The following is a 20,519-nucleotide window of genomic DNA, read 5'->3' on the forward strand; positions in this document are numbered from 1 at the left end:
GACCGGGCGCGCCCCCTGCATGTCTATGACGCCGACAAGCTGACAGGCAACATCGGCGCGCGCATGGGCCGGACCGGAGAAAGCTTTGAAGCGCTCGATGGCAAGACCTATGCCGTTGACGAAACCATGTGCGTGATCGCCGACGACCAGAAGGTTCTCGGGCTTGGTGGCATCATCGGCGGCGAAGAGAGCGGCTCGAGCGAACAGACCACCAATGTGTTCATTGAATGCGCCTGGTTCGAGCCGACGGCGATTGCCGCTACCGGCCGCAAGACCGGAATCAATTCGGACGCGCGCTACCGGTTCGAGCGCACCGTGGACCCCGAAAGCGTCATGCCGGGAATCGAGCTGGCCACACGGCTGGTTATGGAATTGTGCGGCGGCGAGCCCGCCGAAACGGTGATTGGAGGGCATGTGGGTTCGCCCGAGACGGTGATCGATTTCCCATTGAGCGAAATCGAGCGCCTGACCGGGCTCAAAGTGCCGTTTGGCGAGGTCAAGGCCATCCTGACCCGGCTGGGATTCTGGGTGTCGGGATCGGGTGATATCGTCAAGGTGGCGGTGCCTTCCTGGCGCCCCGACGTCACCATGAAGGCCGATCTGGTCGAGGAAGTGATGCGCATTGTCGGTGTTGATCGCGTGCCGGTCGAGCCGCTGCCGCGGCTTTCGGGCGTGGCCCCGAAAATGCTGACCCCAATCCAGAACCGGCGCCGTATCGTGCGGCGGGCGCTGGCGGCGCGTGGCATGGACGAGGCCATGACATGGTCGTTCATTTCCACCGACCTCGCCGAGGCGTTTGGCGGGGGCACCCCCCAGCTGCGACTGGCCAATGCCATTGCGTCGGACATGACCGACATGCGGCCCTCGCTGTTGCCGGGCCTGCTGTCGGGCGCGGCGCGCAACGGCAATCGCGGGTTCGACGATGTGGCGCTCTATGAAGTAGGGCAGGTGTTTTTCTCCGATTCGCCCGAGGGCCAGCGCACCCACGCCACCGGCATCAGGACCGGCACCTCCCGGTTTACCGGGGCCGGACGGCACTGGCAGGGCCGTGCCGAAAAGGTCGGGGTTTACGACGCCAAGGCCGATATCGGCGCGGCGCTCGATGCTCTGGGTGTCGATATCGACAAGGTACAGGTGGTGGCCGAGCCGGCGTCCTGGAGCCATCCGGGGCGGGGCGGGCGCATCCAGCTCGGACCCAAGGTGATCCTTGGCTGGTTTGGGGAACTGCATCCGTCCATGGCGGAAAAGTTCGACCTCGATGGACCGGTCGCGGCCTTCGAGATCGATCTCGATGCGCTGCCCGAGCCGCGGAAAAAGGCGACCAGGGCCAAACCGGCGCTGGCGCTTTCCACGCTGCAGCCGGTCAGGCGCGATTTCGCCTTTGTCGTGGAAACAGACGTCGAGGCCGCCAATATCCTGCGGGCCGCGAAGGGTGCCGACAAGACCCTCGTTACCGAGGTGACGATTTTCGACGTTTTCTCCGGCGCGCATGTTGGCGAAGGCAACAAATCGGTGGCCATCGAGGTTACCTTGCAGCCAAAGGACAAAACGCTGACCGACGAGGAGATCGAAGCGGTGTCGGGAAAGATCGTGGCAGCTGTGGAAAAGGCGACTGGGGGCGTGTTGCGTGGATAATGGGGCCCTCCGCCGGGCCGGAGCGCAGATTGCCCGCGTGCAACTGAGCTTTGCCGCGCTGTCGGCGGACAATCCCGTAAAGCGTTTGCCGCGTTCGCCCCGGCGGCCGCGGCCGGCCGGCTTCTGGACGGCGTTCGAAGACCGGGCGCTCTATTACGATGCGTTCCGGGCGGAGAACGGCAGAGATGTGCTATTGGTCGGGCCTACACCGCTCAACCTGCGCGCGGGCCTTGAAGCGGCCCGCTACAGCGCTCTTCCTTCAGGGGCGGCGCTTGGGGCCGAATTGTTCCCTTCACGCTCGACAATGCTGACCCGGCTGGCCGATGTGCCGGACGATGCCAGTGCGGTGCGGGTCGACGCCTTCGGGGAAATATTCGATCTGGCCATCCAGCCCAATTTTTCCGCTTCGCTTTCCGACGCGCGTATTCTGTTTACGATCAACAAGAACAACCGGCTCGAATGGGTTGCCGACTGGGCAAACTGGCATGCGAGCCTGCACGGCACCGATACGGTGATCCTGTTCGATAATGGGTCGACCGAATACACGATCGATAAGCTCGAAGCCACGCTGGCCGCAGTCGAAGGGCTCAAGACCGTGATCGTTATAGATGTACCGCACAAGTTCGGACCCATCGATACCTCGGTATTGGTCACCAAGTTCTATCCGCGCTTTTTGCAGATATCGATGACCAATCTGGCCCTGCGCCGGTTCGGAATGCGAGCCGAAGGCTTGCTCGATTGCGATATCGACGAGTTGGCCTGGGCCGGTGGACAATCGGCTTATGAGCGGGCCGAGCTCAGCGCTCTGGGTGTTGTGCGCATGCGCGGACGGTGGATCGAAGCGGCACGCGCTCCTGACGCCCCGGCCCGCCATCACGCATTCCGCCACCGGCTCGCCGACTTCCGCCACCGCCTTTCCCCTTCCAAATGGGTTTTGGACCCGCGGCGCGAATGGGTTCGATCGCTAGAGGTTCATCCTTATCTTCACCGCATTCACGGCGCCCCCCCGGCGGCCCGAAAGCATGACGACAAGACGGTCTTTTTCCACTTCAAGGGGATCAATACCAACTGGAAAGAAGAGCGAACGACCATCAAGGGCGTTGACATCGAAGCTCTTGTCGAAGACGAAGACCTTCAGGCTGCGCGTCAAACCCTGTAGATCCGGCTCTGCTTTTCGAATCAAAGACAGGAGCCTTTTCGGGCATGTCTAAACTGCCGATAGTCTGCTCGTTCTGGCACGGCCCAATGTCCTGGCTGGAGCGGCTTTGCATTACTTCCTTTATTGCCCAGGGCCATCAGTTTGAACTTTACAGTTACGACTGCCCCGAAGTCCTGCCCGAAGGCTGCAAATGGCGTGACGCGGCAGAAATCGTACCGCGTGAAAACATCTTCTTTTACAAGGGCGACCGCTCACCGGCCGTTTTTGCCGACTATTTCAGATTGATGCTGATGGTCCGCGAGGCGGGAATCTGGGTGGATTGCGACATGCTCTGCATCCGACCGTTTTCCGGCCTTTCCTCCTATGTGTTCGGCTACGAGGTTCCCCCAGGAAAACAGCCGCATGCGGGGCAGATCAACAATGCGGTACTTCGACTACCCAAGGACAGCGATCTTTTAAAAGCGCTCCTTGGAATTTTCGACGGCGACAGCGAAAAAATAGATCCAGTATGGATGCCGTGGTACCGCCGAATGGAAATCGCTGTGCGGCGCATGCTGGGTCAGCGAATCGGCCTGACACACATGCAGTTCGGAGCCACCGGCCCGTTTCCCCTCACCCATTTTGCCAGAATGCTGGGAAAAGACGGTGAAGCCATGGCCACCACAGTATTCTACCCACTTCCCTACGACGAGGTGCGCACAATGCTTGATCCGGGCAGCAGTTTTGAAAGGTATATTCATCCAGAAACGCTCGGCTTGCATTTGTGGCGCATGGCTCTCACCAATCGCTCACGGCGGCCCGAGCCCCAGCGGCCTTTCGCAGGCAGCGCCCTGGGGGAAATCGCCGGGCGGCTGGGAGTGGAGACAGACTTGTCATGACTGGATTGCTCGCGGATTGGCGCTACGGCGTGTTGCTGATCGCAATTTTTTGTCTACCCGTCCTTCTGGGGGATGTCGGTACCGCCCTAATCATGGTTTTGGCCTCTCTCGTCGCCATCACCGCCACGCCGCGCCTTTTTCAAGCAAAATTTCCAAGGACGCCGGCGACCTGGTTCTTTCTGATCGCATTCTCATTGATGGCAGTAGCCCTGACGATATCGGCACATGGCGTTTGGGACGCACGATTTATTCTCAATTTCGCTCCTTTGCTCATTGCCTTGCCTCTGGCGGCGGGCGAGGCAAACTACCGGCCCGGGGCAAGTCTCACCCATGTGGCCGTGATATCAGCGGTGGGTTCCGTGCTTTCGCTGGCTGTGGCAGGTGCGCAGGTCTTTGTTCTCGATGAATTGCGCGCGGGCGGGCACGTCATCAACGCCATTCATTTCGCCAACATCGCCGTAACGCTCGGCTTCATGGCCCTCATCGGCATATTCACTTCACAGAACAGATGGCGCTATCTGCTTTTACTTGGCCCGGTGTGCGCCATTCTCAGTTGCGTGCTCTCGGCTTCCCGCGGTCCGCTTATGGGAGCAATCATTCTCTATATAGTATTCGTTGCAGTGCTGTGGTTCCAATCAAGACGGGCGGCTTTGCTTAGCGCTGGCATCGGCCTGTTTGGGGCAGTCGCCCTGCTTGTTCTGGTTTCAACCTTTGCAGCTCCGCAACTTGCACGCTTGTCAGATATTGCCTCGGTCATCGTGCAGGCGTTTTCAGATGGCCAAACCGATGACCGGTCCACCAATATCCGTCTCGGCCTCTTTAGCGGAGGTTGGCAGGCTTTTGAGGATGCCATCTGGTTCGGTCATGGATGGGACAGGATCGTTTCGGCCACCTATCCCTATCTCGAACCATGGCTGCAGGACCATCTTGACAGCGAGAACTTCACCTATCTGCATAACGACATGCTCGATTTTGCCGTAGGGGCCGGCATAGCGGGTGTCATAGCCTATTTCGCCATGATGGCGACGCCGGTGGTTGGCGTCGTGGCTGGGCCCAAGGACAGCGCTTTCCTTGGGCGGCTCTATGGTGCGCTCGTGCTGAGCATAGGGTTCTTCGTGTTCGGGCTGACGAGCCGGCTTATGGGGCAAGGCCTGCAATTGACGCTTTTTTGCATGATGGCCATGGTTATAGCCCGTTACGGCTGGAAGGAGAACGTGCCCGATTATGCCACGTGAGTTCAAAATCCTCGCGATCTATAAATTCGTCGATCAGCCGGACTTTGAATCCCTCAAGGCACCGCTGGCGGAGTTTTGTTGTGGGCGGGGGATCAGGGGGACGTTGCTTGTGGCGCCCGAGGGGATCAATGGGACCGTGGCAGGGACGCCCGGGGCGATCGATGAGCTGGTGGGGTGGCTGAGTGACGGCAATGTTTTCGGAGGGCGGTTTCGGGGGGCCGAGATCAAATATTCATTCGCCGACCGCCAGCCCTTCTATCGCATGAAGGTGCGGCTGAAGCCGGAGATCGTGACGCTTCGGGCCCCCGAGGCCAATCCGGGGCGGCAGGTGGGGACCTATGTCGATCCTGAGGACTGGAACGATCTGATCGACCAGGACGATGTGGTGGTCATCGACACGCGCAATGATTACGAAGTGGCGCTAGGGACATTCCGAAAGGCGCAAGACCCGCATACAGCGAGTTTTACCGAGTTCAAGGACTACGTCGCGTCCGAGCTGGACCCGCAAAAGCACAAGAAAGTCGCCATGTTCTGCACCGGAGGCATACGGTGCGAGAAAGCCTCGTCCTACATGCTGGCGCAAGGGTTTGAGGAGGTGTTTCACCTCAAGGGCGGCATCCTCAATTATCTCGAGAAGGTGCCCCAGGACAAAAGCCTTTGGGATGGGGAGTGCTTCGTTTTCGACGAGCGGGTGTCTGTGCGCCATGGGCTGGAAATCGGCGACGCGCAGTTGTGCAGAGCCTGCCGGCAGCCCTTGACTCCGGCCGACCGGGAGCGCGAAGCGTTCATCGAAGGGGTGCAGTGCCACCATTGCGCCGGTGAGGAGAATGCTTCCAAGCGTGCGGCTGCGGCCGAGCGGCAAAGACAGATCGAGTTGGCTGCGGCGCGCGAGGAGGCCCATATCGGCGCAGACGTCAGAAAGGCCGCAGAGGAACGGCGGCTGGCCAACACGGCGCGGCGCGAGGCGGATCGGGCCCGAAACCGAAAGGGATAGAGATGGCGGTCAAACGGATCGTTGCCAATATCGAAGGCTCGCCTGAAAAGGCCGCGCGGTTCTACGGCGACCTGCTCGGGCTGGACATTGTGATGGACATGGGCTGGATCCGCACCTATGGCGCCGATGGGCAGATGTCGGTTCAGATGAGCATCATGTCAGAGGGCGGGTCGGGCACGCCGGTGCCCGACATATCCATCGAAGTCGACGATGTCGATGCGGTGCTGGAAAAAGCACGGGCTATGGGCATTGGCATCGAATACGGCCCGGCGGATGAGCCCTGGGGCGTGCGGCGCTTTTACGTGCGCGATCCGTTCGGCAAGCTCATCAACATTCTTTCACACGTTCAGTAGCCACGCGGCGGGGCGGGGTCGTCGTTGAGGATCAGGTACATATTGACCTGATCGAGCCAGCGGCCGTGTTTGAAGCCCGATTGGGGCAGGATGCCGAGCATCTCAAAACCGTGCCGGGCGTGAAAACGGATCGAGCTTTCGTTTTTTGAATCGATCACGCCGACCATGAGGTGAAAGCCCTTGGCTTTGGCGTCATCGATCAGCGCTGCCATCAATGCCGAGCCCACGCCCCTGCCCTGCGCCTCGTCGCGCAGATAGATCGAGTGTTCGACGGTCTTTCTGTAGCCCGAACGCGAACGATAGGTGCCGTAGCTGCCGTGACCGAGAACATGACCGTCCTCTTCGGCGACAAGAACGGTAAAGCCATTGGCGTTGCGTTCATCGAGCCACGCCTTGCGATCGGCCAGGGTTTCCTCGGCCTCGCTCCAGATGGCATCGAGCCTGCGGATGGCGTCATTGTGGATATCGAGGATCTGGGGCAGATCGCTGTCGGTGGCGGGGCGAATATTCATTGCAAGGATTGCACCTGTTCAAATCGGAATGACTGATGATAAAGTGATATGTTACAGAAATATCAATTCGATCAATAGAAATTCCTTATGGATATCGATCAACTCCGCACCTTCGACCGGATCGCGCGCGACCTGAGCTTCACCAAGGCCGCAGCCCGGCTCAATGTCACGCAGGCCACGGTTTCGATGCGCGTGCGGGTGCTCGAAGATTTTCTCGGTGTGCAGCTTTTTACACGCGGGCGCAAGGTGGCACTCACCGATCAGGGCATGACCTTTCTGCCCTATGCGCGGCGCATTCTCAGTGCCGTGGAGGAGGGTCGCGAGGCTTTGCGGCGGGTCGAGCGCGGGCGGATCACCGTGGCCTCGCTGCGCTCGATGGTGACGCCGCTGATTTCGGAAAGCCTGTTGCGTTTTCAGGAACGGCACCGGGAGGTCGATGTCATCGTGCGCGAGGGACACCACAACCACGTCACCGCCATGCTGCACGACCGGGTGGCGGAGTTGGGGATCATCGCCTGGCCCAATCTCGACCCGCTGGTGCCCGAGATCTACCCGATCGTGGTGATGCGCGAGCCGGTGCCATTGGTGCTGGCACCGCATCTGGCGGCGCAGCTCGAGCCCAATCCGAGCCTGGCCGATGTGCTGGAGCTGGTGCCAAGGGTGATTTCGCTGCGCTGGTGGCAGGTGGACCCCGAGGGTGCCACGGCGTTGGTGCGGCGAGCCCAGACGAGCGTGGAGATTCCCACCGGTCCGGCGCGGCGGCTGGCGCTGGCGGGAGAGGGGCTGGGATTTTTTGTGCGCTCGACGGTCCGCCAGGAAATCGAGCGGGGCGAACTGGTCGAGATCAGGCCGCGCGATTTCAATCCGCTGCATCGCGACATCGCCATCGTGGCGCTGTCGAAATCGGCTTTCGAGCGCGACATGGTGCGCGATTTTGCGCGCGAGGTGGCAAGGGAAGCCGCAATGCTGGGAACAATCCTCGAGGATCGGCTTGGCGATTAAAGCAACCGCTCGATGGTCTGACGCAGCAGGTCGAGATCGCTGTCGCGCGACAGGCGATGATCGCCATCGGGGATGAGGGTGAAGGTGACCGGATCGGAGACGAGGTGGCTGACCAGCTTGAGCGCATGGGCAGGGGGCACGTCGGTGTCGTTGCCGCCCTGCAGGATGGCGACGGGGCAATGGGTGCGGATGGGCGCGCCGAACAGGAGATGGTTTTCTCCGTCCTCGATCAGCGCGCGGGTGAGGATGTAGGGCTCGTCCGAATAATCGGAGGGCTGTTCCACCCGGCCCTTTTCCCAAAGATCGAGCAGTTCGGCATCGGTGAAGGTCTCGCGCATAAGATCGCGCGTCATGTCGGTGGCCGGGGCGATCAGCACCATGGCCAGCACCCGTTCATCGCCCCGCTGGCGCAGGGCGCGGTTGACGAGCAGTGCCAGCCAGCCGCCCATTGACGAGCCGACGACGATCTGGGGGCCCTCGGTGGTCTCGAACACGGCAAGGGCCTCTTCGAGCCAGCGCGAAATGGTGCCGTCAAGAAAATCACCGCCCGATTGCCCGTGGCCGGAATAATCGAACCGGGTGACGGCGAGGCCCTTTTGCACGCCGAGAGCATCGAGCGCCTGGGCCTTGGAGCCCATCATGTCGGAGCGGAACCCGCCCAGCCAGAACAGGCCGGGTGCATTGCCGGGGCGGCGCAGGGTGGCGATGTCTCGCGCCGAGTCGCTCTGTCCCACGGTGAGGGTCGCGGTTTTCTCGATCATTGCATTTTCCGGCTTTGGCACCATATCGGGGGTGTAACCGCTGGGCCATGAGATCACAAGGGCGCTCCCTGCGTGCTTCGCACGCAACCCGGAGAAGCCTGCGGGCGGTCGCTGCCGCTTTGCCTGTTGACTTTATGCCCGTTTGCCAAGATTTTAGGCGCGTTGCGCCAGCCATGAGCAGGCGTGCGCAGCTATGGGAAACCACTGAAAGGAAATTCAGCCATTCGTCGTCCGATGAGACCCGTGCAGCCCCAAAAGGATGGGCCGCGCTCCAACAATGAAATCAACGTCCCCGAAATCCAGCTTATCAACGCAGAAGGCACCAATGTCGGCGTCGTGCGGACAAGCGAAGCCATTGCCATGGCCATGGAAGCGGGGATGGACCTGGTCGAGATCTCACCCAATTCGGCCCCGCCGGTGTGCAAGATTCTCGATCTGGGCAAGTTCAAATACGCCGCCCAGAAAAAGGCCGCCGAGGCCCGCAAGAAGCAGAAGGTGATCGAGGTCAAGGAGATCAAACTCCGGCCCAACATCGATACGCATGACTATGACGTCAAAATGCGTGCGCTGGAAAAGTTCATCGGCGAAGGCGACAAGGTGAAGGTGACCATGCGGTTCCGCGGCCGTGAAATGGCCCACCAGAACATCGGGCTCGAGCTGCTCCACAAGGTCAAGGACCAGTTCGAGGAGATCACCAAGGTCGAATCCAACCCGCGCGCCGAAGGGCGCCAGATGGTCATGGTGCTCGCTCCGCGCTGAGCCCATCGCCCGATCTGCCGTACGCACATGCAAAGGTGGCCGAAAGGCCGCCTTTTGTTTTTGTGAGCCGCCGCAAAATGGCACGCGGGCGTGTATGCACGTTCGCCAATTTTGCCTTGGCGCGCCTGGGGCGGCCTAAAATTTGAGCATACGGCGTATTTAGCTTCTGAAAACGCCAGTTTCGAGCCAAAATTGAGCCTTCGTTAACCGCATCCCTTCTTACTGCCCTTACGCATTTATCCCAGAAGGGAAAAAGGGGGCCGGTATCATGCTGTCCAGACTGAGCGTGGCGCAGCGCATCTACGCATCATTTGGCGCCATGATCGCGCTTTTGGCGGCGATCGTGGTGTTTGCCTATTTCGGGGTCAACGCGGTGTCGCAGACCTTCACCGATTATCGGGTGGCCGCGCGGCAGACGCTGGCCATTTCGAGCTTTGTCGAGCAGCTTTCGGCAGCCCGGCTGGCCGATCTCGACTACCGGCTGGAAACCTCGGCGGAAAAGGCGCAGGCGCTGGCCGACCGAATCACGAATCTGCAGTCCAACGACCCCGAAGTGATGGCGGTGTTTGACGGCGACACGGAAACCGAAGCGGCGATTGCCGAATTTGCCGGTTCCGCGCAGGCCTATCAGGCGGCCTTTGTCGAAATGACCGAACTTCAATCCCAGATCGATGCCGGCATTGTCCAATTGCGCGCCGTGGGAGACCAGTTGCGTGCCGATGCGACGGCGGCCTTGCGGGCGGTGAGCGGAAATTTCAATGCCACCGGCTCGGCCGGGTTTGGCGTGCAATCGACGATCCTCACTCAGTTCGAGGTCGAACAGTTCCTCTTGACCGCCGATCCGGCGCGGCTGGAAGCGGCGGCTGAACACGGAGCCTTTGCCAAGGAGAATTTGCAAAAGCTCCATGATGCGGTGATTTCCAACTCCCAGAAGGCGACGGCCAACCGCATGATGGAGGGGCTCGATACCTATATGGCCCAGGCGGGCAGCCTGGCCGAGGCGATCTATGCCCGCAACGCGGTGATGAGCGGGCAGCTCGACGTGCTTGGGCCGCAGATGGAAGAAGCGTTCGGGGCCATGCTGGCCTCGGTGCAGGCGCGCCAGGACGCGCTCGGACCCTCGGGCGCGGCCATGGCGGCCACGACGCTCAATGTGGTCCTGTTCGCGGGAATAGCGGCACTGGTCGTCGGCATCGTATTGGCGGTGATGATCGGCAGGGGATTGTCGGGCACCATCAAGCAGATTGCCGGGCGTATGCGCCAGCTGGCCGATGGCGATCTCGACCTGGAGCTCGATCAGCGCCAGCGCCACGAAGTGGGCCAGATGGTCGAAGCGCTGACGGTGTTTCGCGACAATGGGCGTGCCATGCGCGACATGGACAGCGAAAAGGCCCGGCAGGCGGCAGAGGATGCCGAAGAACATCGCATCCGCGCCGACCTGCAGGCCCGCATCAAGAGCGTGGTTTCGGCCGCCGTGGCCGGCGATTTCTCCGGCCGGATCGACGTACGCTATGAAGATCCCGAGCTCGAGAGCTTCGCTCAGAGCGTCAACATGGTGATGGAAACCGTCGACCGGGGGCTTTCGGAAACCGGGCAGGTTCTTTCGGCCATGGCCGACGCCGATCTGTCGCTGCGGGTCAACGGCACTTATGAGGGCGCCTTTGGCCAGCTCAAGGACGACACCAACGCCATGGCCGAAACGTTTGCCGAAATCGTGGGGCGGCTCAAGGACACCTCGCGGGCGCTCAAGATCGCGACGGGCGAAATCCTTTCGGGCGCCAACGACCTTTCCGAACGCACGACCCGGCAGGCGGCAACCATTGAGGAGACGTCAGCCTCGATGGAGCAACTGGCGGCGGCGGTGACCGGAAATGCGCAAAAGGCCCAGGATGCACTCGACAAGACGCGGGCGGCATCGGACCTGGCCCAAAAGGGCGGCGCGGTGATGGGCGAAGCCAATCAGGCCATGGAGCGGATCACCACGTCCTCGGCCAAGGTTTCCGATATCATCAAGATGATCGACGATATCGCCTTCCAGACCAACCTTCTGGCGCTCAACGCTTCTGTGGAAGCGGCGCGGGCCGGCGAGGCGGGCAAGGGGTTTGCCGTGGTGGCCGTCGAGGTGCGCCGGCTGGCACAATCTGCGGCCCAGGCCTCATCGGAAGTCAAGGTGCTGATCGAAGAGAGCGCCAACGAAGTGGGCGGCGGCTCGCGACTTGTCGCGCAGGCTACCGAAACGCTGCGCGACATTCGCGCGGCGGTGATCGAAAACGCCGAGATCATGGGCGGCATTTCCAATGCAAGCCGCGAACAGGCGGCCGCGATCTCGGAAGTGTCCTCTTCCGTGCGGCTGCTCGATGAGATGACCCAGCATAACGCCGCACTGGTGGAAGAAACCAACGCAACGATCGAGCAGACCGAGGCGCAGGTGACCACACTTGATGGGATCGTGGCGCGTTTTACGCTCGATGGAAACGCCGTCGTTGAGGATCAGGCGATGTGGGATCTCGACCAGGAAGCCGAAGCGCCCGCGTCGCTGCCTCAGCCCCGCCGCGTGTCCCAGGGGAATGCAGCGGTGGAAGCCGACTGGTCCGAGTTCTAGACTCGAACCGAAATTGAAACCAAATGAAAAAGCCCCGCCAAAAGCGGGGCTTTTTTGTTTCGATTGCCGGTTTGATCAGGCGACGGGCGTACGCCGGCGGGCAAAGAATGCGGTGACCGTGTGCGTATCGCGATGGTTGCCCCCTGTGACGGCTGCAAACCAGGCGCCGGCGGCACCGATGGCCAGCGAGGCGGCGGTGAGAAAGGCTCCGAGAATGCCCACCGTCCGAGCCTGATCGGCGGCGGCGACAAGGTCGTCCTGCACGCTCTGGGCCTGGGCGATGATCTCGTCGACCCGCGCTTCGGCTTCTGCCTGATCGAGATCGGTGCGTGCGGCGACCAGTTGGGCAAGATAGGCCCGATCGTCCTCGGAGACGCCCTCACCGGTGACGCCATCGATCAGGATGCGGCCGACCTCGTCGCGTGTCGCGGCAGCATCGCCTTCGGTGGCTGTTGCCGTGCGCAGCAGGCGGTCGATGCTCGACTGGAACGGACCGGATTCGTCGTTGATCGCCTGGCCGGCTGCAGCGCCTGCACCCTGCGCGGCGCCGCCGACGGCAGCGCCGACGCTGTTGGCAACGGTGCCGATGCCGCCAAAGGCGAGCGCAGCAGTAAAGACGACGGCGGTTGCCCAGACCAAAAGACCATGGAAGCCGTCGCGGATGTCGGATTCGTCTTCGGTCGCGTCATAATTGCGCCTGCGCATGCGACCGGTGAGATAGCCCCCGACCATCAGCGCGGAGACCTGCACCCAGATGACCCAGATGGCCATGGCGATGGCGATCCAGAACAGGGATACACCTTCACGACCGAACGGGTTGGTCATGGACAGCCCGATGGCCGAACCGAAGGCAAGAAGGACCAGGGAAATGGCGGCGGCGACGATGCCACCCGCCAGGATGGCCGGCCAATCGACGTAGGACGATGTTTCCTGCGCGGTTGCCGGCTCGGTGGGAGTTATTGTCGTCATGGGCTTTTGGTCCTTGGTGGTTTGGGGCTCAAGCGAGGCCGATGAAGGACAGGATGGCCATGACAACGACCACAAGGCCGACGAGATAGATGATGGAATTCATTGTCGTTCTCCGTCTGTATTTGCCCGCGCTAAGCCCGGGGTAAATCTTGTCGAAATCGATCTGGCGCACTCGCTAGAGCACGAAAATCAAAAGCAAAATGATCAGCGGCAGGGGGATGCCGATCAGCCAGAGCAAAAGTCCTGCGAACATGAAACCGAGTCCCTCATTGCACTGTGTGCGCTGTGTTTATCGTGAGGGACTAAGAGTCACGGGTGTGGGTTGGTTCCATCGGCCGGGCAGAAGGTGTCGAAAAGGGGACGAAAAAAGGCGACAGTTTGTCCATGACACGCTGCCGCTTTCAACCGTTGCGCCCTATCGGCTTGCTCAGTAATCCTGTTCGTAGAACAGGCCGACACCGGAATTGCCCGTCGTGCTGGTGGTGCCGCGGGCCCGAAGCTGCTCGGTGATGTCGAGATCGATCGTGACCCGACTTTCCGCGGCCCCGGCCTCGACGCCGAGATAGATGTTGTCATCGATATAGGCGCCGGCACGCACCCCGACATTGCCTTCGGAATCGGTGACGATATCGAGATCGTCGAGCCCTGCAGCTTCGCGCAGGGACCCCAGAAGCGAGCCCGAGCCACTGCCGCCACCGGCCAGTTCGGCCGCTGCCGCAGCCAGTTGGGCCAGTTGCAGCGGAGACAACTCGCCCACGCCGCGATCAAAGATCAGCCGAGCCAGAACTTCGTCCTGGGGCAGCATGGGATCAGACGAGAACGTCACCTCCGGCGATGATGCGCGGCCCGAAACGGTAACGATAACCGTGATGTCATTGCCCTGTGTGCGGGCGACGAGGTTGATAAAGGGATCGAGATCGCCGATCAGGGTGACGGTGCCTTCGTCGAAATCGATACGCTGGCCCAAAATCGAGAGCCGGCCGCGGATCAATTCGAGCCCGCCGACGGGCCGGACATCGGCCACATTGCCGTTGATCTGAACCTGGCCTCCCACCTCTGCATCGAGCCCACGACCGCGGATGAACACCTGGTTGGGCGCTGAAATGGTGATGGCGAGTTCGAGCGGCACGCTGGCCGTTGTGGTGCTCGATGCCCGCTGGTCGATGCGGGCCCGGGCCAGTGTCGCGGCGACCGGGGATGGTGGACGAACGTGATCAACGTCGATGACACTCACCGCGCCGCCGAAGCCATCGGGCACGGTGATGTCGGCGCGGGCGACGTCGACGTTGCCCGCCAGCCGTCCGCCATTGGCGATGGGGCCGGTGAGCCGCAGATCGCCGTTGAGCGTGGCGACCACGAGATTGCCGTCGGCGTAGCGCGCCGCGTCGAAATTGATCGCGATGTCGGAATTGAACCCAGCATCGAGGCCAACGAAGCCTGATGCCGAGACCGAACCGCCCGTGGCGAGATTGGCCGTGAGCGTGTTGATGGTCACACGATCTGCGTTGAGCGAAGCGGTGCCGGTTATGCCGACCAGCCGGAGCGCGAGACCGGGATCGATAAATTCGCCATTAGCGACGGCCACTGTGCCCGAAAACTGCGGATCATCGATGCGTCCGGTGACACGGGCGTCAAGATTTGCCGTGCCTGAAATCTGCGCGCCGCGATCGGCCACGAAGCGGTTGGCCAGCGAAAGCGGGCCCGAGCCGTTGACTGCGATATTGAGGCCGGCCCCTTCAAGCGGGATGGTGCCCTGAGCGGTGGCGCTGAGCCCGCCCGAGCCGTTGGCGCGAGCCTGGGACAGGGTGATCGTGTTATCGGCGAAACTGCCCTGGGCCGAAAGCGTGAGCGGGGCGATTCCGAATTCGGAGATCGTGGCGGCGTTGATCCCGTTCGCCTCGACCGAGAAACTGGCACGCGGGTCGCTGGCTGCGCCCGAGATCTGCGCGGTGCCGGAAACCATCCCGGCCAACCCCAGATCGGGGACGATGGTGTTGGCGATGTTAAGCGGGAAGGCGGTGACATCGAGCGCGATATCGAGATTTTGCCCGGCGCTGCCTGTCGCCATGATGCGGCCCGACCCGACGGCCAGTTCGACCCCCGAAAACGATACCGTCTCGTTGGCGACGGTCAGTTCGGCAGGTTGAGCGAGGCTGGCAGCAAGCTGGCCCTGTGTCAGCCCGAACGTGTCCAGTGCCACACGATATCCATCGGCAATGGGTTCGAGCAGGCCGGCCAAAGTGACCTCGGTTCCCGCATTGAGCGAAGCATTGCCTGAAAACCGCGTGGTTTGCTGGCTGGCCGTCGCGGTGAGCGAAACGGTTTGCACATTGGTGCCCGCGGCAACGATATCGGCGCCATCGATCGACCCGTCGATCACCGGAACGCCGAACAGATCGGCAATCGTTGCCTCGACGTTGGCCGAGCCGATTGTGATGTCGTTGAACCTTACGGCGTCGAGAGAGGCCGTGACCTCGGCGTTCTGGGTTTCGCCTTCCGGGTCCAGGATGATATCGGCGTTGGCCGCGCCGCTCGCGTCGGCCAGCGCGAGGGCGACCGCCGTTTCGATATTTGGCGCATCAAGGGTCAACCGGCCATCGAGCAGGCCATTGGCAAAGCGAGTAAGATTGCCCGAAAGCGCCGTGCCGGGGGCCTCGAACGCAAAGTCTGACAGGCGCAGGCGCTCGGCATTATTATCGATGTCGCTGGCCAGAGAGACGCGGAACCCATCGAGCGATGCAGCACCAGCGAGGGCACCGACAAGCCCTTCTTCGCGCGAGGTGCCGTCAAAGCCGATATTGGCGTTGCGCAATGTGCGCCCGCCCAATGTGCCTTCGGGGATATCGACGTCTGCGGACAAGGCGATGGTGCCTTCGGCGCCCTGGGCGGTGCCTGCCGCGGTCAGCTGGCCGGACATTTCGGGATTGATCAGGGCAAGGTCGGCCAGCGCCAGATCGAAGGTGAAATCGGCGGTGCCTGTGGCATAGGTGCCGTCGGCGACCATTTCGACCTGGCTATTGGCGATGCGGAAATCTTGGGCCTCGAGCCCGGCTTCATTGCGCGCTAGGCGACCCGATAGCGCAACCGTGCCTTCGAGCAAATTGTCGGCGATCTCGTCATCGACCGAGAGGTCGGTGCCGGTGCCGTCGAGCGTGAGATCGAACCCACCGGACAGCGGCGAGACCGTTCCGGTGGCATCAAGAGCAATGGCGCCCGACAGCTCCCGTTCGGCAAGACCGGAAAAGGGGGCTATCGAATCGGTGGTGAGCACGAGATCGCCACTAAAGACGTTTTCGTTGATCTGGCCGGCTGCCTCGAAATTGAGCGCCTGGGCGACGAGGCGGAGCTGGGCAAGAGTGACGGGCTGACCCACCTCCCACATGCCTGCGAGGCCGAACCCAATGGAGGTGCCAAGCGCCTGGGAAATTTCTTCCGATGATGAGGTGACGCCTTCGATCATGCCATCGCCATTGAAGGTGACGCGGCGGGCTGAAGGATCGTCGAGATCGGCAGCAACGCCCGAGGTGTCGAGCACCAGGCTCCGGGCGGCGAAATCGGGGGTTTCAAAGCCCAGCAACTGGAGGCGTCCCGACCATTGTTCGGACGCTTCATCGCCGTAATCGACATCGAAGCGGGCGCGCTGGATACGGGTGGACGCGCCGGGCACGGGCAGAGTGACCGTGTCGCCAGAGACCGGAGAAATTTCCCCGGTGACATCGAGACGGATCAAAAAGCCATCTGCCGTGGTGGCGGCATTGGCCAAGAGCGACAGTTCGCCGCCCGAAAGCGAAAGATTGGAAACTTCAAACCCGCCGGCATCACGCATGAGCGCCTCGAGCGAAAGCGCAGTCTGTTCACCGAAGAAATCGCGATAGGCGGCCGGCAGGACGGTGGAAAGCGGGCCGCGCAGATCGGCGGCGATGGCGAGGCCCTGCCCATTCTGGTCGAGCGTGCCCTCCCCGGTCAGGATACGGTTGCCATCGGCATCGAAGGTCAGAGCGATGTCGAGATCGTCGATGGGGCCGGCCCCTTGCAGGCCCAGCGCAATTTCCGGACGTCCCTCGATGTCGACGAGGTTGGCGACGATACCATCTTCCGGCTCTATGAGCTCAAGTCCGAGATCGATTTCGCGCGTATCGTTGGCGTATTGCAGATCAAGGTCGAGCGTGCCGCCCGGTCCGTCCAGGCGTTCGATATCGAGCTGGGCATCGATGGCGCCACCCTCCAGCGTCATCGATCCGGCCAGCGAGATTTCCGAACCCAGCCCGAAGACCTGTTCACCGAACCGCACATTGGGCACGGAGAGGCTTTCAAGAATAACCGCGACGGGCAATTCTGGAACGGAGAACCCGCCCGCCTCGGGGGACGGGGCCGCTGGCGCCTCACTGGAAACCGGATTGCGAATATAGGCAATGGAATCGGCCGACAGCGACTGGATTTCCAGCCGCCCGAACAGCAAGGCGCCCTGGTTCCACTGCAATTGCGCGTTTTCAACGATCAGCCAGATGCCTTCGGTGTCGGAAATGGTGATCTGGTCAATCGAGGCGTTGGATGAGAGCGCCCCGTCGATGCCGGTGAGCCGGATCTGGCGGTCGGGCGTGGATATCTGGTTTTCAACGAAGCCGACAAGCGCGCCGCGCTGCTCGTTTTCATTGAGCTGGCTGGCGCGGGCCAGCATGTCCATGAGGCTTTCGCGCTCGGCATCCTGGGCCATGGCCGGCACCGGCATGGCGAGCGAGACGACGGCGATTGCGGTGGTCAGAACGCGCATCAGAACGACTGTCCTATACCGACATAGAGCGCATAATCGGGGTCGCCCGGGCTCTTGTTCAAAGGCACAGCGACGTCGAGGCGCAAGGGCCCGAGCGCTGTGTAATAGCGGATGCCCACGCCGGCCCCCAGGCGCAACTGATCGAAATCGGGGAAGGTGTCGGCGGCCACGTAGCCGCCATCGACGAAGGCGACGGCGCCGAACTGATCGTTGAACCGCACGCGGCCTTCCAGAGACGCTTCGAGGAGGTAGCGGCCGCCGGTTGTGTTGCCCATGCCGTCATCAACCCCGATGGAGCGATAGGCATAACCGCGCACCGAACCGCCACCGCCGGCGAAAAACAACAGGTCCGGCGGGATTTCGGACAGCGAGGGGCCAGCCACAGCGCCCGCCTTGACGCGGCCGGCAAGGACATAGTTGGCGTCCTCGTCGAAGGCGAAATAGGCGCGGCCTTCGAGCGTCGCGCGGGCGAGGAAATTTTCGTACTCGAGTTCGTAGAGCGGGTCGACCGTCGCTTCGAGATAGAACCCCTCGGTGGGATCGAGATCGGAATCGCGATTGTCGAACACGCCGCGCCCGTAAAGGCCGGCGGTGGTGAAATTGCGGTTTCCGAAGGTCGCGTCGTCCTCGAAATAGGAATGCTGGAACTGAAGGCCGACGCTCCCGGAAATATCGTCGGTAAAGAGCTGTTCGATCCCCAGACGCCCCTGCACAGACGTTTCGGTATAGAGCGGGAGGACCGAACGGTCGGCGCTGAGCGCGGCGACGAGGTCGGTCTCGGGGGTGAAAATGCCCGGCTTGGTGAAGGTGCCGCCAAAGGCATAGTCGAACTCGGCGGTGTCGATGGGGAAGCTGATACCGGCCACCTTTGCATCGAGCCGCAGGCGCTCGGCCTCGCCGAACAGGTTGCGGTGCAGCCAGTAGCCTTCGACACCAAGTCCGTCGAGCGTGCCGTAGCTGGCGCCGATGCCAAAGCGGCGCAAAGCCTGTTCCTGTACTATGATCTGGTAGGGCAGCAGACCGTTGGGCTGGACGTTTTGGGCCGCCTCGATGCGCATCGAGCGGAAAACGCCGAGCCGGGTCAGCCGTTCGCGGGCCCGCTCAATGTCGTCGGGATCGTACTCAGCGCCCTGGACCAGCCCGGTCTGACGCACGATGAAGGCCGGGCTCATGTTCTGTGTGCCCTCGACCCCTATGGGACCAATGGCGGCGTAGGCGCCCGGATCGACCACTATGGAGACTTCGAGCGTGCGGCTGGGGTGATCGGCGATCACATCGCGCGAGCCGATCTGTGCCTTGGGATAACCCAGTTGGCGCCAGGCTTCGACAAGACGCTGTTCGGCCTGGGCTATGACCGTGGCGCGGGCCACCTGGCCCGTCACGAACCCTATTTCGGAGGGCGCCTCGACCCTATCGGCTTCGACAACGGGCATGGGCGCCCTGTTGTCAACGCGCAGGGGGCCAAAGACGAATTGAGGCCCTGGATCGACGGTAACCCTGATCTGAGCGGGTTCGGGCAGGCTGGCGTCGGGCGGGATCGAGGCGGCTTCGCGGCCATTGACCAAAATAGAGATCACGCCGCCGTAATAGCCCAGATTATATAGCGCTCCGGTCATGCGGGCATAATCGCCACGCGCCTTGGCCAGAAGGCCTGGTACTCCCGATGCCGGCTCGTCACGGTCACCCCAGAGGCCGGAGGCTCCGCGCAGGGCGGCGTCCACCTCGCCCTCGGTGCCGGTCTCGAAGGTCAGATCATAAGTGCGCGGATCGGCAATCACAGCATCAGCGTCATCGGTCTGGGAACCGAAGAACTGGATGCCGAACAGTTCGAATCCGAGCGCCGGGCCGGTGAGAAGCGTACCGGCCACACAAAGGGCAATCAGGCTATAGCGCTTGTTGGCTTTCACGGCTGGTACGCAATCCACACTATCCATTCCGCTCAACTGGAGATCCGAGTTGGGGGATAACTGGCTCCAATTTGATCAAAATCCTAGCACAGGACGGGTTAACGGCAACCCCGACGGCCAGGTCAAAACAACGATTATGATCTATGTGTCGCAGGCCGGGCACGGTCAGCGCTGCGCCGGGGCCATCGAATCGAGCAGGGCAAAGGTGCTCGTGACCAGATCGATGGAGGGGCGCAGCGGCGCCTCGGCGGCGGCGATCTGAGGTTGGGGAACGTCCCGGGTGGCGCGATGCTCGGCGTAGGCCAGCCGGACCGGCTCGGGTTCGGGCGTCCCGATTTGCGGGCGTGGTGGAATCGCAGCAGGCGCCTCGGCGGCGGCGATGGCAACAAGGGCATCGGTTTGGGGTTGTGCAGGCTCCTGCTCCTGCACCCCCAACCCGAGCGGGCGGGATGGCGGCAAAAAGCCCAAGGGGGTGCTTTCAAACGCGGTCTCGACCGGATCGGCGGCGGCAACCTCAAGTGTCTGAACGATCTCGGTTACGGGCGGCGGAGGCGTGACGGCGGCAACCACGGGCTCGGCGGCGGTCGGCGGCATGGGGGCAATGGGGGTTGCCGGGCCGGGGCGCAAGCCGGTCTCTTCGAGTAGGCCGGCGGCCTTGGCCTCGTAATAATAGCCCTTGGCGTAAAGCTGGACCGCGCGGTCATGACTGCCATTGGCCAAAAGCCAGGCGCCGCGCAGATATTTGACGGCATAGATGAGGTTGGTTTCGGCGTTGAGCAGATCGGAGGGCTGGCCACGGAACCCCATGGTGCGGGCCGTGGCGGGCAGAATCTGCATCAGTCCGTAGTAAGGCCCGTTGCGGGCTGCAGGGTTGAACGTGCTCTCGCGATTGATGACGCGGCGGACCAGCTCGAGCGGCACGCCGTAATATTGCGCGTAATACTGGGCGAGAGTTTCGACTTCCGTGCGCGAATGGCTCTGC

15 protein-coding genes and 1 pseudogene are annotated in these 20,519 nt (G+C 62.2%); 10 read left to right on the forward strand and 6 right to left on the reverse strand.

Annotated elements, in window-relative coordinates:
• From pheT to AACZ55_RS03570, 6 genes are all read left to right on the forward strand, one after another.
• On the forward strand, positions 1–1,635 hold a 1,635-nt coding region (pheT, locus tag AACZ55_RS03545), incomplete at its 5' end, for a phenylalanine--tRNA ligase subunit beta (RefSeq protein ID WP_339643126.1).
• On the forward strand, positions 1,628–2,794 hold the full coding sequence (locus tag AACZ55_RS03550) for a hypothetical protein (RefSeq protein WP_339643129.1): 1,167 nt from the start codon (positions 1,628–1,630) through the stop codon (positions 2,792–2,794). The genes pheT and AACZ55_RS03550, both read left to right, overlap by 8 nt.
• Before the next feature lie 44 nt (positions 2,795–2,838).
• Positions 2,839–3,672, forward strand: a complete 834-nt coding sequence (locus tag AACZ55_RS03555) for a hypothetical protein (RefSeq protein WP_339643132.1) — start codon at positions 2,839–2,841, stop codon at positions 3,670–3,672.
• Positions 3,669–4,907: an O-antigen ligase family protein gene (locus tag AACZ55_RS03560; protein ID WP_339643135.1), complete on the forward strand. Its 1,239-nt coding sequence runs from the start codon at positions 3,669–3,671 to the stop codon at positions 4,905–4,907. The genes AACZ55_RS03555 and AACZ55_RS03560 overlap by 4 nt, the downstream gene beginning before the upstream one ends.
• Positions 4,897–5,901 carry a rhodanese-related sulfurtransferase gene (locus AACZ55_RS03565; protein ID WP_339643138.1) on the forward strand — a complete coding sequence of 335 codons (1,005 nt, stop codon included), beginning with the start codon at positions 4,897–4,899 and terminating at the stop codon, positions 5,899–5,901. Before AACZ55_RS03560 ends, AACZ55_RS03565 begins: the two co-directional genes overlap by 11 nt.
• A 2-nt stretch (positions 5,902–5,903) precedes the next feature.
• Positions 5,904–6,254 (forward strand): VOC family protein, encoded by a 351-nt coding sequence (locus tag AACZ55_RS03570; RefSeq protein WP_339643141.1) that lies wholly within the window; start codon positions 5,904–5,906, stop codon positions 6,252–6,254.
• Here the strand turns inward: AACZ55_RS03570 and AACZ55_RS03575 are convergent.
• Complete coding sequence (locus AACZ55_RS03575) at positions 6,248–6,766, reverse strand: N-acetyltransferase family protein (protein WP_339643144.1); 519 nt, start codon at positions 6,764–6,766, stop codon at positions 6,248–6,250. The two genes, AACZ55_RS03570 and AACZ55_RS03575, sit on opposite strands and share 7 nt — an antisense overlap.
• Before the next feature lie 87 nt (positions 6,767–6,853).
• On the opposite strand from AACZ55_RS03575, the gene AACZ55_RS03580 reads away from it, so the two are divergent.
• Positions 6,854–7,768, forward strand: a complete 915-nt coding sequence (locus AACZ55_RS03580) for a LysR family transcriptional regulator (RefSeq protein WP_339643148.1) — start codon at positions 6,854–6,856, stop codon at positions 7,766–7,768.
• Here the strand turns inward: AACZ55_RS03580 and AACZ55_RS03585 are convergent.
• Entirely contained in the window at positions 7,765–8,529 is a 765-nt protein-coding gene (locus tag AACZ55_RS03585) for an alpha/beta hydrolase (protein WP_339643151.1), read from the reverse strand. The genes AACZ55_RS03580 and AACZ55_RS03585 overlap by 4 nt on opposite strands.
• Before the next feature lie 222 nt (positions 8,530–8,751).
• On the opposite strand from AACZ55_RS03585, the gene infC reads away from it, so the two are divergent.
• Both infC and AACZ55_RS03595 read left to right on the forward strand, forming a co-directional pair.
• On the forward strand, positions 8,752–9,288 hold the full coding sequence (gene infC, locus AACZ55_RS03590; RefSeq protein WP_264227709.1) for a translation initiation factor IF-3: 537 nt from the start codon (positions 8,752–8,754) through the stop codon (positions 9,286–9,288).
• A gap of 268 nt (positions 9,289–9,556) precedes the next feature.
• Positions 9,557–11,890 (forward strand): methyl-accepting chemotaxis protein, encoded by a 2,334-nt coding sequence (locus AACZ55_RS03595; protein WP_339643154.1) that lies wholly within the window; start codon positions 9,557–9,559, stop codon positions 11,888–11,890.
• A gap of 75 nt (positions 11,891–11,965) precedes the next feature.
• Here AACZ55_RS03595 and AACZ55_RS03600 read toward each other — a convergent pair whose 3' ends face one another.
• Positions 11,966–12,859 (reverse strand): hypothetical protein, encoded by an 894-nt coding sequence (locus tag AACZ55_RS03600; RefSeq protein ID WP_339643157.1) that lies wholly within the window; start codon positions 12,857–12,859, stop codon positions 11,966–11,968.
• On the opposite strand from AACZ55_RS03600, the gene AACZ55_RS03605 reads away from it, so the two are divergent.
• A complete protein-coding gene (locus AACZ55_RS03605) occupies positions 12,858–13,157 on the forward strand; it encodes a hypothetical protein (RefSeq protein WP_338608136.1) in 300 nt (99 codons plus the stop codon). The two genes, AACZ55_RS03600 and AACZ55_RS03605, sit on opposite strands and share 2 nt — an antisense overlap.
• 129 nt (positions 13,158–13,286) lie before the next feature.
• Here the strand turns inward: AACZ55_RS03605 and AACZ55_RS03610 are convergent, their stop codons facing one another.
• The 3 genes and pseudogenes from AACZ55_RS03610 to AACZ55_RS03620 all read right to left on the reverse strand — a co-directional run.
• A complete protein-coding gene (locus AACZ55_RS03610) occupies positions 13,287–17,630 on the reverse strand; it encodes a translocation/assembly module TamB domain-containing protein (RefSeq protein ID WP_339643161.1) in 4,344 nt (1,447 codons plus the stop codon).
• On the reverse strand, positions 17,630–19,513 hold the full coding sequence (locus tag AACZ55_RS03615) for an autotransporter assembly complex family protein (protein ID WP_339643227.1): 1,884 nt from the start codon (positions 19,511–19,513) through the stop codon (positions 17,630–17,632). Before AACZ55_RS03615 ends, AACZ55_RS03610 begins: the two co-directional genes overlap by 1 nt.
• Before the next feature lie 648 nt (positions 19,514–20,161).
• Positions 20,162–20,476, reverse strand: a pseudogene (locus tag AACZ55_RS03620) (lytic transglycosylase domain-containing protein); the annotation flags it as partial.
• Between the last annotated feature and the right edge of the window lie 43 nt (positions 20,477–20,519).

The organism is uncultured Pelagibacterium sp., from assembly GCF_963972885.1.
Lineage (GTDB): Bacteria > Pseudomonadota > Alphaproteobacteria > Rhizobiales > Devosiaceae > Pelagibacterium > Pelagibacterium nitratireducens.